Origin of the sequence: Streptomyces sp. NPDC057010 (assembly GCF_042673805.1) — a bacterium.
Taxonomy (GTDB): Bacteria; Actinomycetota; Actinomycetes; order Streptomycetales; family Streptomycetaceae; genus Streptomyces.
Genome location: NZ_JBHUSC010000003.1, coordinates 44,428 through 59,332, shown reverse-complemented (window position 1 = coordinate 59,332; position 14,905 = coordinate 44,428). Strand labels below are relative to the sequence as shown.

The following is a 14,905-nucleotide window of genomic DNA, read 5'->3' as shown; positions in this document are numbered from 1 at the left end:
CGAGCGTCGTCGCCCGGTCCGCCGTTGACGACTGAGGGGTTATGTCCAAGCTGTCACTGAAGGCCGTCCAGAAGCTGACCTGCAAAAAAAGGGATGCCTGGTGGACGGTCCTTCTGGTCGACCCGATTGCGACCCGCCTCGTCTGTCTCCTGGCCCGCTGGAACTTCGTGACGCCCAACCGCGTGACGTGGGCCGCGCTCTACGTGGGCCTCGGCTCCGCGTACTTCTTCTTCCAGGGCGACTGGATCTCCCTGTGCATCGGCGCCGGCCTTTACCACGTCAGCTTCATCCTCGACTGCATCGACGGCAAGCTCGCCCGCCTCAAGGGCAACGGCACCATCTTCGGCGGCTGGCTCGACTACGTCTTCGACCGCATCCGCGTGCTCGTCTGCGCGCTGGCCCTCATGGGCGGCCAGTTCGTGCGCGCCGACCAGGAGATCTTCCTGCTCGCCGCCCTCGTCGTGATCTTCCTCGACATGCTCCGCTACGTCGACGCCCTCCAGATCTACAAGATGCGCATGTCCATGCGTAACAAGATCGAAGCCGTCACCCTCGCCCGGCAGGCGGAGCAGGGCCTCGAAGAGGAGGAGCGCAAGGTCGTCTTCATCGAGGACCTGCTGCGCGAGGACCCCCTGGGCCAGGCCGACGAGCTCAAGCGCCGGAGCGTGCAGACCGACCAGGCCGAGGTCATCGACCTGCACCAGCAGTTCCGCGAGCGCTTCCCCTGGTACGCACGGGTCCGCCACGCCCTGGTGCAGAGCCGCATCCGGCCGCACCTCATCAGCGGCATCGAGTTCCAGATGTTCATCTTCATCGTCGGCCCCGTCATCGGCCACGTGCTGTGGACCACGGCGGTGTCGGCCGTGCTGATGGGCGCCTTCGAGCTCGTCATCATGTTCAAGTTCTGGCTCTCCACCCGGGACTTCACGCGCACGATGGAACGCCTCGACCCCGGCAGCACCCCCTCGCGCGCCGGCTCCATAGCCCCGCACCTGCACGCGGGCCGCCACCGCCGCCGCGACGAGGGCGACTACCCGGCGGTGGCCGAGGCCGACCGCCGGTTCCCCGCCCCCGAACCGTACGAGGACCCCGGCTTCCAGCCGTACCCGCGCCCCTACACGGACGAGTACACCGGCGGCGTCACCGACACCATGCAGTTGGCCAAGATCCCGTCGCAGGCGCTGCCGCGCCCCGACTACGCCGGACCGGAGCGCCACCCCAGATGAGCTTCCCGGTCGACATATCGCAGTACCGCGCCACCATCGTCATCCCGGCCTTCAACGCGAGCGCCACCCTGGCCCGCGCCCTCCAGTCGGCACTGGCCCAGACCCACCGGGGCGTCGAGGTCCTCGTCGTCGACGACAGGTCCACCGACGGCACCCTCGCCGTGGCCCACCAGTACGCCGCCCAGGACGGCCGGGTCCGCGTCATCGAGCGGCAGCACAACAGCGGCGGCTGCGGCGCACCCCGCAACAACGGCATCGAAGCCGCCTCCGGCCAGTTCGTGATGTTCCTCGACGCGGACGACGAGCTGCCGCTCAAGGCCGTCGAGACCCTGCTCTCCTCCGCCCTCACCACGGGCTCCGAGGTCACCGCCGGCCGCGTGGTCCGCATCAACCAGGCCACGGACGAGATCACCGTCTGGCAGCCCCAGCTGTACCCGGCCGACCAGACCGTCGCCGGCCTCGGCGGCATGCCCGAGCTGATCGACGACCCGATAGCCACCGGAAAGCTGTACCGCCGGGACTTCCTCGACAACTACGGCATCCGCTTCCCCGAGGGCGTCTACTTCGAGGACACCTACTTCTCCACCGTCGCGAACTTCCACGCGCGCTCGCTCACCATCCTCGCCACCCCCGTCTACCGGTGGATGTGGGAGCGGGAGTCCGACCAGCCCTCGATCACCAACCGCCGCCACGAGCTGCGCAGCATCCGCGACCGCGTCCTGGTGCACCAGTACACCGACAGCTTCCTGTACAGCGTCGGCCGCCCGGACCTGCTCGCCCGCAAGGGCGCCAAGTTCCTCTCGCACGACCTGCGGCTCTACACCCCGGAGCTGCGCACCGGCGACCACGCCTACCACGACGCGTTCGTCGCCGCCGTCGCCCCGTACCTGCGCAGCCTCGACCCCGGCACCTTCGAGCTGTGCGGCCCCATGGAGCGGATCCGCGCCTTCGGCCTGATGCACGGCCGCGTCGACATCGCCGTGTCGGCCTCCGACTACATGAAGCGCCGCAGCGTCATCAGCTCCGACATCGTGGAGCGCGACGGCCGGGTGTTCTGGTCGGGATCGCTGCTCGGCCACCCCGACGCCGAGAAGTTCCTCGAGGTCACCGAGCTGGAGCTGACCGGCCACAAGCTGGCCGACGCCCGCATGTACAACCAGGCCGTCTCGATCGAGGTGGTCGACGGCGAGCTGCACATCGCGGGAGCGATACGCAACCAGTTCGGCCGGTTCGACGCCGAGGACAAGGTCGAACTCATCGCGGTGCTGCGCCGCCGCAGCACCAAGACGGACCACCGCTTCCCCGTCTCCGGCGTGGAGATCGACGCGGACTGGATCCGCTACCACACCACCGTCGACCTCAAGACCACCCTGGACAAGGCCGACCGCGCGGGTCACTGGAACTTCTTCGTCCAGCTCAGACACGGCGGCGAACGCGCCTCCACCGCCCTGAACATCAGCGGCCTCGACGTCTCCCGCATGCGGCACTCCTGCGCGGCCGGCGTCTTCGAGCTCTACGAGACCGTCAGCGGCAACCTCGGTCTGCGCCCGGAGACCGGCGAAATCCAGCTGGGGACCTCGGACCGGGGCACCCCCTGGCTGTGGTGGCAGGACACCGCCCCGGCCGGCCCCGCCGCCCCGCCCGACCAGTACGCCGCCGCGCTCGTGGTCCACTGCCACAACGACGAGTACCACCTGCGCGAGTTCCTCTCCTCACTGGTCGCACAGGACAGCTTCGCCCGCACCCAGGTGCTCTTCGTCGACGACGGTTCCAGCGACAGCACCGCGCAGCAGCTGTCGGCCTTCGCCGCCTACTACCCCAACGCCGGCGTCGTCACCCAGCACAGCCTCGGCCTGCGCACCGCCTTCGACCACGGGCTGCGGTACGTCGCAGCCCCGTACGTGATGTTCGCGCGCGCCCGCGACATCCTCGGCGAGGACGCCGTCGGCCGGCTGCTGACGGCGGCCCGCCGGGTCAAGGGCGCCGACGTCGTCGTCGGACAGGCGGACAACTTCCCCGGCCCCTGGCGGAGCGGGGACGAGCCGTGGCAGCGGTACTTCACCGCCAAGGACCCCGTCCGCAGGCTGGCGGACGCGCCGTACCTCGTCTTCTCCACGCAGCTCGGTGCCAAGCTCTTCAAGACCTCCTTCATCCGGGAGCACGGCTTCCGCTGCGGCCCCGGTCCCGGTCCCGAGGACGACTGGTTCACCGTCCCGGCCGTGCTGTACGCGCGGGCGGTGGCCATCGCACCCGGAGCCCGCTTCTACGCGCGCGACGAGCAGAACCAGAACTCGCTCTTCGACCGCCCCTGGAACGACCCCGCCAAGGCGGTGGAGCGGGTCCGCCTGGCCTCGTACGTACTGGCCTCGGTCAAGGGCGCCCCGCCCCGGATCGTCCTGCTCGCCCAGCGCTTCGTCGTCCGTACGCTCCAGCCCTACGTGCGCAACATGCACCGCATCATGAGCAGGCCGGAGCTCGCCGCGATCCTGCCCATGCTGGGACAGGTCTACGGCCAGGTCGCCGACGAGCTGATCCTCCAGTACGCGTCCCACCCGCAGTCCAAGATCCAGCACCACGCGATCGTCACGGGCAACCTCGACCTCTTCGCGGACCCGCTGAGCACACCGGAGTACCTGCCCACCCTGTTCCTGGACGAGGAAGGCATCTACCGCAGGCTCGCGAGCGACCCGGTGCAGACCGCGCTGCTGCGCGTCCCGCGGGCCAGCGCCGTCCTGGAGACCTTCGACTGGGCCGAAGACGAGCTCCGCTTCGAGGGACTCCTCGTCTTCTCCGGAGTGGACATCAACGCCCGGTTCACGAACCGGATCCAGCTGGTCCTCTCCGACGGGGAGCGTGAGGTCGCGCTCCCCGTCGAGCAGGTCTACCGCCGCGACCGCTGGCGCACCCGCAAGAACCAGGACTGGTTCTCCGGCTGGCGCGCCACCGCCCGCCCCTCCGCGCTCGACCCGCTGCGCAACGCCGAGCTGACCCTGGTCATGCGGGTGCACGACCAGGAACGCCACCACGACCTCCCGCTGGCGGCCCGGCAGATGCTGCACCGCTTCAAGGGCGTGCACACCGAGGGCCGGCAGCGCCTCGTCCTGTCGATCGACGACGAGGAGCAGGTCTCCATCCGCTGGGTGCGCGGCTTCACGGCCCGCCGCAAGGACAAGCTGCGGCGCTTCCGCTGGGAGCTGCGCAACTCACTGCCCGGCCGCCCCGGCTGGCGCACCCGCCTGATGTACTGGCTCACCTACCCCCGCCTGCACAACCGGGGCATCTGGATCATCGGTGAGCGCGAGGACACCGCGCAGGACAACAGCTACCACCTGTTCAAGTGGATCCGGCAGAACCGGCCCAAGACCAAGGTCTACTACTCCATCAACGGCGACTCCCCGGACTGGGACAAGGTCGCCCGCTACGGGCAGGTCATCGACCGCCTGTCGTGGAAGCACCGGGCCTACCTGCTCCACGCGGAGCGGCTGATCAACGCCTACGACCTGGAGGCCTACCTCGGCTTCCCCGGTCTGCTCAAGAGGGCCTTCCTGCGCGGCTACGGCGACCTGCTGCGCTACAAGCGGGTGTTCCTCCAGCACGGCGTCGTCTACAACGACGTCGTCGCCTCGATCCACGGCCAGGCCACCAACGTCGACATGGTCCTCACCACGGGACGCAGCGAGCGGTCCTACTACGCCGAGCACTGCGGCTACGGCTACGAGCGCGTCGCGGCGACCGGCCTGCCCCGCTTCGACGCCCTGGAGCCGGTCCACGGCCCGCGGCGGATCCTGGTCATGCCGACCTGGCGCCGCGACATCGTCGCCCCCTCGTACAACAGGGCGGCCAAGCCGGAGATCCCGTTCCCCGCCTCCGAGTACTACCGGTTCTTCTCCGCGCTGCTGCGCAACGAGCGGCTGCTGGGCGCGCTGCAGTTCCACGGCGTCGAGCTGGAGTTCATGCCGCACTACGAGATCCGCCCCTACCTCAGCCACTTCAAGATCGACCACCCGTCGATCACGGTTTCCACGACGGGCCGCGACGTACAGCTCGCCATGCGCGAGTGCTCGATGCTGGTGACCGACTACTCCTCGGTGTTCTTCGACGTGGCCTACATGGGCAAGCCGATCGTCTACACGAACTTCGACGACGAGTCCTTCTACAGCAAGCACTACAAGCGGGGCTACTTCGACCTGGCCCGGGACGGCTTCGGGCCCGCCTGCCGCACCGTCGACCACGCCGTCGACGAGATCATCGCGACGATGGAGCGAGGCTTCCGGGTCGAACCCGAGTACACGCGCCGTGCCGAGGCGTTCTTCGTCCTGCGCGACACCTCCAACTGCGAACGCGCCTTCGATGTCATCGACACCATGGACGCCAACGTCGTCGGCGACCAGCGGGCACAACTGCACCTCGGGGCACGGGGCTTCGGGGAGTTCTGAGAACCACATGAAGGACGCACCATGACGGCAGTCTTCCTGTCCGGCGGATCGAGCCTATGCGACCGCCCGCGCAGCATGGCCCCCATGACCGGCTGGGGACAGGCGATGCCGCTCTTCCTGCAGGGCGCCGACCTGATCAACTGCGCCCGCGCGGGCGCCAGCAGCAAGAGCTTCATGGAACGCGGCAGGCTCGCCTGGGTCCTGGACCACCTGCGCCCCGGCGACCTGCACCTGATCTCCTTCGGTCCCAACGACGCGAAGCCGGGCGCCGGCCTGCACACCGAGCCCTTCCGCGACTACCAGGGGAACCTGCGGCGGTACGTCGACGAGACCCGGCTGCGCGGCGCCCACCCCGTGCTCGTCACCAGCCACGAACGCTCGGTCTTCGACAAGTTCGGCAACTTCCGCCGCCCGCTGGGCCTCTACCCGGCCGCCATGCGGGAGCTGGCCGGGCAGATGTCCGTGCCGCTGATCGACCTCAACGAGTGGAGCGTCGCCTGGTGGCGGCAGCTCGGCCCGCAGGACTGCCGGCAGGTCTTCCTCTACCTCGAACCGGGCGAGCACCCCAACTACCCCGACGGGGTGGGCGACAACTCGCACCTGCGGCCGTACGGCGCCGTGGAGGTCGCCCGGTCCGTCGCCGGCGAGATGCGGTCGCGCGGGCTGCTGCCCGGCCAGTACTTCCGCAACCTGGAGAACCAGTTCGACGCGAACCAGGCGGTGGAGTTCCTCGACGACGCGGTGTCCGAGCGGGTCACCAAGGAGCGGGTCGGCAGGTCGATGGCGGGAGCGGCGAAGTGAGCGACTGGTTCCCCGTGGTCCGCGCCTGGATCGTCAACGGCCCCTACGGCGGCGTGCTCGACCTGGTGTCCTCGGCCGACCCCGGCCGGCCCCTGGTCCCCGGCCAGGAGTTCACCCTGGCCATGACCCTCACCCCCAGCGGTGGCGCGCACCGCACGTACGGGTACATCCTCGACGACATGCTGGGCGACGCGGTGGTCCTGGGCGACCTCCAGGGCTTCCGGCTGCTGAAGAACGGCCGGTACGCGGCGTTCGCCACCGGGACCGAGCCGTTCACCGCCACCTGCACCGTCAAGGTCACGGCGGACGCCCCGGACGGCGCCGTGATGCTCCCGCGCGTGGTCGTCGGCCTGATGCCGTTCCAGGGCGACAAGCTGATCCCCTGCTCGGGCATCGAGGACCAGGGCTTCTGGGTCCGCCGCCACAGCATCCCCGGCCGCGCCCTGAACCTGCACCCCGGCGCCCGGGTCATCCTGCCCGCGGACGCCGAGCCCGGGCTGCGCCGTTCCGGCGTCGGCATCCCCCGGCGGGGCACGCTGCACTGCGCGCCCGACGGCACGGTCACCTACCAGGCCCCCGCCTCGTACCACGGCTACGACTTCTTCACCTGCACCTACGAGGACGCGGACGGCCACTGCGTCCGGTCGGACGTGGTCGTCCACATCGGCGACCTGGCGCTGTCGCCGGGGGCCATGGGTGCCGTCCATGGCTAGGCCCCACCGCCTCGCGGCGGCCCTTGCGACGGTCCTGGTCCTGGCGGGATGCTCGGGCGGGACGGGACTCCCGGACGGCGGGGCCTCCTCCCGGCCCGCGGTCCCCGACACCGTGCTGCCCGAGGGCGTCTCCTACGAGGAGCTCGTCCGGAAGCTCGACGGGCGCGCGAACTCGCACGTGCAGGTCCTGACCGTCCGCCCCGACGCCCGCGTCAAGGTGGGCTCCGTGCACGGGAGCGCCCTCGCCCACGCCGAGACGGTACGGGACATGGCCGGGGCCTCCGGGGCGCTGGCCGCCGTCAACGCCTCCTACTTCGACATCAGCACCGGCAAGAACTACGGCGGCTACGACGGCGACCCGCTGGGCCTGTACACCGAACGCGGCAAGATGCTCAGCGAGGCGACCAACGGCCGCACCGCGCTGCTGATCGGTGACAAGGACGGCCGCATCAACGCCCGTATCGACGAGGTCACCACCGAAGGCCAGGTGATCTCGGACGACGGGGCACGCCGGGAACTGGACGGCATCAACCGGGTCCCGGGCCGCGTCCTGGGCTGCGGCGGCGTGGGCGGCGACCGCCTGGCCGTCACCGAGGTGCCGATGGAGGAGCCGTACGGCGGGCTGTGCACGGACGACGCCGAACTCGTGGCGTTCACCGAGGAGTGGGGCGACAGCACTCCCGCCGGCTCCCCGGACAGCATGGAGGCGCTGCTCGACCGCAGCGGCCGGGTGGTGGACGTCCGCCAGCCCGCCGGCGGACCCGTCCCCGAGGGCGGCAGCACGCTCTACGCGACGGGGACCGGCGTCGACTGGCTGCGCTCCCACGCCCGCACGGGCGGCAAGATCACGCGCTCCATCCTGATGAACGACATGACGGGGCTGCCGGTGGCCGGCCGCGTCGACACGGCGGTCGGCGGCCGCTACCGCCTGCTCAAGGACGGGGCGTCCGCGCTCGGCGACGCGGCCGCCTCCACCAAGCGGGCCCCGCGCACGGTGGTCGGTGTCACCGCCGACGGCGCGCTGCTGCTGGTGACGATCGACGGCCGGAAGGCCGGGGTGGACGCCGGAGCCACGCTCGCCGAGGCCGCCGAGCTGCTGGCCTCGCTCGGCGCCAAGGACGGCATAGGCCTCGACGGCGGCGGGTCCACGAGCATGGTCGTGGGCGGGCGGCTGCGCAACCACCCGCGGGAGGCCGACGGCAAGTCCACCGAACGGCCGGTGGCCAACGCGCTGGCCCTCTTCGCGCGCTGAGCACGACCGGCCGCGCGAAACGGCCGATGCCGCACCACCCCTGGAGGGCGGTGCGGCATCGGCTTCGTCGTGCGCGGTCCGGATCAGACCGGACGGGACCGGATCAGACCGGGACGCTCGCCAGACCGGGGGCGAGGAACTTCTTGCCGTTCACCCGCTCCGAGACGCCCTCGCGGTCCAGGTACGGCGTCACGCCGCCCAGGTGGAAGGGCCAGCCGGCGCCCGTGATGAGGCAGAGGTCGATGTCCTGGGCCTCGGCCACGACACCCTCCTCCAGCATCAGGCCGATCTCCTGCGCCACCGCGTCCAGGACGCGGTCGCGGACCTGCTCCTCGGTCAGGACGACGTCGCCCTGCACCAGGAGGGCGGCGACCTCGGGGTCCAGTTCCGGCTTGCCGGAATCGTAGACGTAGAAGCCGCGCTTGCCGGCCTTGACGACCGCAGCCAGGTTCGGGGAGACGGTGAACCGCTCCGGGAAGGCGCGGTTCAGGGTCTCGGAGACGTGCAGACCGATCGCCGGGCCGACGAGCTCCAGCAGCACCAGCGGGGACATCGGCAGGCCGAGCGGCTCGATGGCCTTCTCGGCGGTGACGACCGGGGTGCCCTCGTCGATGACGTTCTGGATCTCGCCCATGAAGCGGGTCAGGATGCGGTTCACGACGAACGCCGGGGCGTCCTTCGTCAGGACCGCGGTCTTCTTCAGCTTCTTGGCGACACCGAAGGCCGTGGCCAGCGAGGCGTCGTCGGTCTGCTCACCGCGGACGATCTCCAGCAGCGGGAGGATCGCGACCGGGTTGAAGAAGTGGAAGCCGACCACGCGCTCCGGGTGCTGGAGCTTGGAGGCCATCTCCGACACCGACAGCGAGGAGGTGTTGGTGGCGAGGATCGCGTGCGCCGGGGCGACCGCCTCGACCTCCGCGAACACCTTCTGCTTGACGGACATCTCCTCGAACACGGCCTCGATGATGAAGTCCGCGTCCGCGAAGCCCTCGGCCTTGTCCAGGACGCCGGTCACCAGGGCGGTCAGGCGGTTGGCCTTGTCCTGGTTGATGCGGCCCTTGCCGAGCAGCTTCTGGATCTCGGCGTGGACGTAGCCCACACCCTTGTCCACGCGCTCCTGGTCGATGTCGGTGAGGACCACCGGCACCTCCAGGCGGCGCAGGAAGAGCAGCGCCAGCTGCGAGGCCATCAGGCCCGCGCCGACGACGCCGACCTTGGTGACCGGACGGGCCAGGGACTTGTCCGGGGCGCCGGCCGGGCGCTTGGCGCGCTTCTGGACCAGGTTGAAGGCGTAGATGCCCGAGCGCAGTTCGCCGCCCATGATGAGGTCGGCCAGGGCCGTGTCCTCGGCGTCGAAGCCGGCCTGGAGGTCGCCCGACTTGGCCGCGGCGATGATGTCCAGCGCGCGGTAGGCGGCCGGAGCGGCGCCGTGCACCTTGGAGTCCGCGATGAAACGGCCCTTGGCGACGGCCGCGTCCCAGGCCTCGCCGCGGTCGATCTCGGCGCGGACGACCTCGGTGGTGCCGTTCAGCACGTTCGCGGTCCACAGGAGCGACTGCTCCAGGAAGTCCGCGCCCTCGAAGATCGCGTCGGCGATGCCGAGGTCGAAGACCTGCTTGCCGCGCAGCTGCTTGTTCTGGTTGAGCGAGTTCTCGATGATCACCGAGACCGCGCGCTCGGCGCCGATCAGGTTCGGCAGGATGGCGCAGCCGCCCCAGCCCGGAACCAGGCCGAGGAAGACCTCGGGCAGCGAGAAGGCCGGGATGGCCTTCGAGACGGTGCGGTAGGTGCAGTGCAGACCGACCTCGACACCGCCGCCCATCGCCGCACCGTTGTAGTACGCGAAGGTGGGGACCGCCAGCGCGGACAGGCGCTTGAAGACGTCGTGGCCGCCCTTGCCGATGGCGAGCGCCTCGTCGTGCTGCTTCAGCAGCTCGACACCCTTGAGGTCGGCACCGACCGCGAAGATGAACGGCTTGCCGGTGATGCCCGCGCCGACGATGGAGCCCGCGAGGGCCTCCTGCTCGACCTGGTCGATCGCCGCGTTCAGGTTGGCCAGCGACTGCGGGCCGAAGGTGGTCGGCTTGGTGTGGTCGAAGCCGTTGTCCAGCGTGATGAGCGCGAAGCGCCCGGCGCCGAACGGCAGGTCCAGGTGGCGGACGTGCGCGGACGTGACGACCTCGTCCGGGAACAGCTCGGCCGCGCCCTTCAGGAGCTCAGCGGTGGTGCTCACTTGGAGTCTCCCTCGGCGTTGAAGTTCGGGTTCTCCCAGATGACCGTGGCGCCCATGCCGAAGCCGACGCACATGGTCGTCAGGCCGTAACGGACGTGCGGCTGCTCCTCGAACTGGCGGGCCAGCTGCGTCATCAGACGCACGCCCGAGGAGGCGAGCGGGTGGCCGAAGGCGATGGCGCCGCCGTACTGGTTCACGCGGGCGTCGTCATCGGCGATGCCGTAGTGCTCCAGGAAGGCCAGGACCTGGACCGCGAAGGCCTCGTTGATCTCGAACAGGCCTATGTCCTCAATGGACAGGCCGGCCTGGGCGAGGGCCTTCTCGGTGGCCGGGATCGGGCCGTAGCCCATGACCTCGGGCTCGACACCCGCGAAGGAGTACGAGACCAGGCGCATCTTGACCGGGAGGTTGTTCTCGCGGGCGAAGTCCTCGGACGCGATGATCGCGGCGGTGGCACCGTCGTTGAGACCGGCGGCGTTGCCCGCGGTGACCCGGCCGTGCGTACGGAACGGGGTCTTCAGGTTCGCCAGGTTCTCCAGCGTGGTGCCCGGGCGCATCGGCTCGTCGGTGGTGACCAAGCCCCAGCCCGTCTCGCCCGCGGCCTCGTTGGTGTTGCGCACCGAGATCGGGACCAGGTCCTGCTGGATCTTGCCGTCGGCGTACGCCTTGGCGGCCTTCTCCTGCGAGCGCACGGCGTACTCGTCGGCGCGGAGCTTGGTGATCGTCGGGTACCGGTCGTGCAGGTTCTCGGCGGTCATGCCCATGAACAGGGCGGACTCGTCGACCAGCTTCTCGGAGACGAAGCGCGGGTTCGGGTCGACGCCCTCGCCCATGGGGTGGCGGCCCATGTGCTCGACACCGCCGGCGAGGGCGACGTCGTACGCACCGAAGGCCACACCGCCCGCGACGGCGGTCACGGCGGTCAGCGCGCCGGCGCACATGCGGTCGATGGAGTAGCCCGGGACGGACTGCGGGAGGCCCGCGAGGATGCCGGCCGTGCGGCCCAGCGTCAGGCCCTGGTCGCCGATCTGCGTGGTCGCGGCGATGGCGACCTCGTCGATCTTCTTGGGGTCCAGGTCCGGGTTGCGGCGCAGCAGCTCCCGGATCGCCTTCACGACGAGGTCGTCGGCGCGGGTCTCGTGGTAGATGCCCTTCGGGCCCGCCTTGCCGAACGGGGTGCGGACGCCGTCGACGAAGACGACGTCCCTGACGGTACGAGGCACGTTGGCTCTCCTCCAGGTACGGGATGGCGCTGCTGCGCGGGGGCGGCCCGGCCGGTATGGCTGAGCGCCCGCTCACCCGGCCATGCTACTTGCCGGTAACCGGCGTGCACACCCCCTCCCCGAACAGCGGCGAAGGTCACACTGGCCCGCACCATGTGAGCCCCCTCGCGCCCCCACCGCGCGCCCGGCCGATCGGCATGCCGGGGACACTCGTACGGGTCGCCGGCCGGGCCCGCGCGGTCGCGTCGGTGGCATCGGGCCCCGGCCCGGGCGAAGGCTGGGTCGGCCCGGGCGCCCGCCCGGGACCCACCGACGAAAGACGGAGCCATCGATGGCGGTCCAGACACAGTCCAATGACCATTACGTCGACCACAAGTCGAGCATCCCGGCCAACGAAGGGAAGATGGTCAAGCTCTTCGTACGGGAGCGCAGGCCCACGACCGGCCCGCGCAAGCCCGTCCTGATGCTGCACGGCCGGAGCGTCCCGGCCCTGGCGGGCTTCGACCCCCCGAACAAGGACTACAGCTGGGCCGAGCAGCTGGCCAAGGCGGGCTACGACGTCTTCGTGATGGAGCTCCAGGGGTCCGGGCTGTCGACCCATCCCAAGGTGATGGACGACCCGTTCAACGTCAGCCCCGTGCAGCGCCCGCTGCTCTCCCCCAACCCGATCCCCAAGGCCGACCTGCCGGCCCCGGACGCCCCCGCGAAGTACCGCTTCCAGCTGAACAACTCCCAGAGCGACTGGCAGGAGGTCGACACGGTCGTCGAGTTCATCCGCAAGGAGATCGGCCAGCCCATGGCCAAGATCGACCTGATCGGCTGGTCCGCGGCCGCGCAGCAGCTCGGGCCGTACGCGATCCAGCACTCCGACAAGGTCAACAGCCTGTTCCTGGCAGCGCCGCTCTTCCCGCCCAACGGAAGGGAGAGCAAGGAGGGTACCGACTTCGGCGCGCCGGAGGACCTTCCGGTGGGTACCCCGGCGGCGGCCTTCGGCTACCCGATGTCCGTCCTCTCGAAGAACGGGCTCACAGCGTCGTGGGCCAGGGACCTGAAATGTCCGGACCAGCGCGAGAACGGCATTCTCGACGAGGTGTGGAAGGCGATCCAGGACGTCGACGCGCTCGGTGCCACGTGGGGCGGTCCGACGTACGGAGCACCGACGGGGTTCAGCCGGGTGCGGAACTCGTTCTGGTGGGGGTGGAACTCCACGACCGTGCGGCTGCACGACATCCTCGGCAAGAAGGTGCCCGTGTGCCTCGTGTACGGGGAGCACGACTCCATCGTGAACACGGCGCCGGACCTGGGGCTGCTGTACTTCTCGGTGCCCGAGCTCTACCGGCTGATCCCAGGGAAGAAGAAGCTGATGTTCCGGCTCGCCTGCGCGGGTCACCAGATCGTCTGGGAGCGGGCGGCCACTCACCTCCACGCCATGTCCGAGCAATGGCTCAAGAACAACAAGGTGTACGGCGAGAACGGCGGGAGCTTCCACCGGGACGAGGACGGGATCCTCACTCCGCTTGAGTGAGGACCCCGTGCCCGTTCCCGGCAGGCCTGCCGGTCAGGCGGTCACCGCGAGCGCCGTCACCAGGGCCGGGGTGACCTGTTCGACCTGCCACGGGCGGGCGCCGTAGCCCGCCAGGGCCTGCGCCACCGTGTCGGGCTCCAGCCGCTGCGGCGGCTCCCAGCACAGCCGGCGCACCGTGTCCGGGGCGATCAGGTTCTCCTGGGGCAGGTTCAGCCCCTCCGCCAGGGCCGAGACCGCGGCGCGGGCCGCCGCCAGCCGGGCCGCGGCGGCCGGGTCCTTGTCGGCCCAGGAGCGCGGCGGCGGCGGACCGGCCGGGGTCGCCCCGGGCTGCGGCAGCTCGCTCTCGGGCAGGGCCCGGGCCCGGTCCACGGCGGCCATCCACTGGTCCAGCTGGCGCCGGCCCATCCGCTGCCCGTAGCCGGGCAGGGCGGACAGGGTGTGCACGTTCGCCGGGAGGGCCAGGGCGGCCTCGACGATCGCCGCGTCGCCCAGCACCTTGCCGGGCGAGACGTCACGCCGCTGGGCGATCCGGTCCCGCGACTCCCACAGCTCCCGTACGACCGCCATCTGCCGGCGGCGGCGCACCTTGTGCATGCCCGAGGTCCGGCGCCACGGGTCCTTGCGCGGCGGCGCGGGCGGGGCGGAGGCGATGGCGTCGAACTCCTGGTGGGCCCATTCCAGCTTGCCCTGCCGGTCCAGCTCCTTCTCCAGGGCGTCCCGCAGGTCCACCAGCAGTTCCACGTCCAGCGCGGCGTAGCGCAGCCACGGCTCCGGAAGCGGGCGGGTGGACCAGTCGACGGCGGAGTGGCCCTTCTCCAGCGCGTAGCCGAGCACGCTCTCCACCATCGCGCCCAGTCCGACCCGCGGGAAGCCGGCGAGCCGGCCGGCCAGCTCGGTGTCGAACAGGGAGGTGGGCACCATGCCTATTTCGCGCAGGCAGGGCAGGTCCTGGGTGGCGGCGTGCAGGATCCACTCGGTGCCGGACAGGGCCTCGCCCAGTGCGGACAGGTCGGGACAGCCCACCGGGTCGATCAGCGCGGAGCCCGCGCCCTCGCGGCGCAGCTGCACCAGGTAGGCGCGCTGGCCGTAGCGGTATCCGGAGGCGCGTTCGGCGTCGACGGCTACGGGCCCGGTGCCCGCGGCGAAGGCCGCGACCACCCGGGCGAGCGCGTCCGCGTCGGCGACCACCGGAGGGATGCCCTCACGGGGCTCCAGCAACGGAATCGGCGGCCCATCGGACGAACTGACGACGTCGTCCGGGGGGCCGCCCCCGGTGGTGGTGCGCAGGTCTGCTGCGGTCTCTTGGGCGTCGGTCACCGGTCAAGGGTATCCGTGGATGCGAGGCGCGCGGCGCCGGCGCCGGGCGGGGCCCGGCGGGGTGGGGGTGGGGGGGGGGTGGCGGGGGGGGTGGCGGGGCGGGTGGGCTGGGGGCGGGGGCTGGGGCTGTGCGTGGCGCGCGCGGGGCTCGGGCCGGGGGCGGCGCGGCGGCGCGCGGC

General features: G+C 70.9%; 9 protein-coding genes. 6 read left to right on the top strand and 3 right to left on the bottom strand.

The window, feature by feature from the left end:
- Window positions 1-41 precede the first annotated feature (41 nt).
- The 5 genes from ACFTXQ_RS04760 to ACFTXQ_RS04740 all read left to right on the top strand — a co-directional run bounded on the left by ACFTXQ_RS04760 (window position 42) and on the right by ACFTXQ_RS04740 (window position 8,428).
- Window positions 42-1,226, top strand: coding sequence for a CDP-alcohol phosphatidyltransferase family protein (locus tag ACFTXQ_RS04760; protein ID WP_382635874.1), 1,185 nt, complete (start codon window positions 42-44; stop codon window positions 1,224-1,226).
- Window positions 1,223-5,662: a glycosyltransferase gene (locus ACFTXQ_RS04755; RefSeq protein ID WP_382635872.1), complete on the top strand. Its 4,440-nt coding sequence runs from the start codon at window positions 1,223-1,225 to the stop codon at window positions 5,660-5,662. Before ACFTXQ_RS04760 ends, ACFTXQ_RS04755 begins: the two co-directional genes overlap by 4 nt.
- An 84-nt stretch (window positions 5,663-5,746) precedes the next feature.
- A complete protein-coding gene (locus tag ACFTXQ_RS04750) occupies window positions 5,747-6,463 on the top strand; it encodes a rhamnogalacturonan acetylesterase (RefSeq protein WP_382635870.1) in 717 nt (238 codons plus the stop codon).
- Window positions 6,460-7,176 carry an Ig-like domain-containing protein gene (locus ACFTXQ_RS04745; protein WP_382635868.1) on the top strand — a complete coding sequence of 239 codons (717 nt, stop codon included), beginning with the start codon at window positions 6,460-6,462 and terminating at the stop codon, window positions 7,174-7,176. Before ACFTXQ_RS04750 ends, ACFTXQ_RS04745 begins: the two co-directional genes overlap by 4 nt.
- Entirely contained in the window at window positions 7,169-8,428 is a 1,260-nt protein-coding gene (locus ACFTXQ_RS04740) for a phosphodiester glycosidase family protein (RefSeq protein WP_382635866.1), read from the top strand. Before ACFTXQ_RS04745 ends, ACFTXQ_RS04740 begins: the two co-directional genes overlap by 8 nt.
- 103 nt (window positions 8,429-8,531) lie before the next feature.
- On the opposite strand, the gene ACFTXQ_RS04735 is transcribed toward ACFTXQ_RS04740, so the two are convergent.
- Window positions 8,532-10,661 (bottom strand): 3-hydroxyacyl-CoA dehydrogenase NAD-binding domain-containing protein, encoded by a 2,130-nt coding sequence (locus ACFTXQ_RS04735; protein WP_382635864.1) that lies wholly within the window; start codon window positions 10,659-10,661, stop codon window positions 8,532-8,534.
- Window positions 10,658-11,884, bottom strand: coding sequence for a thiolase family protein (locus tag ACFTXQ_RS04730; protein ID WP_382635862.1), 1,227 nt, complete (start codon window positions 11,882-11,884; stop codon window positions 10,658-10,660). Before ACFTXQ_RS04730 ends, ACFTXQ_RS04735 begins: the two co-directional genes overlap by 4 nt.
- A 331-nt stretch (window positions 11,885-12,215) precedes the next feature.
- Between ACFTXQ_RS04730 and ACFTXQ_RS04725 the strand changes: the two genes are divergently transcribed.
- Window positions 12,216-13,409: an alpha/beta hydrolase gene (locus tag ACFTXQ_RS04725; RefSeq protein WP_382635861.1), complete on the top strand. Its 1,194-nt coding sequence runs from the start codon at window positions 12,216-12,218 to the stop codon at window positions 13,407-13,409.
- A gap of 33 nt (window positions 13,410-13,442) precedes the next feature.
- Here ACFTXQ_RS04725 and ACFTXQ_RS04720 read toward each other — a convergent pair whose 3' ends face one another.
- A complete protein-coding gene (locus tag ACFTXQ_RS04720; protein ID WP_382635860.1) occupies window positions 13,443-14,726 on the bottom strand; it encodes an HRDC domain-containing protein in 1,284 nt (427 codons plus the stop codon).
- Window positions 14,727-14,905 lie beyond the last annotated feature (179 nt).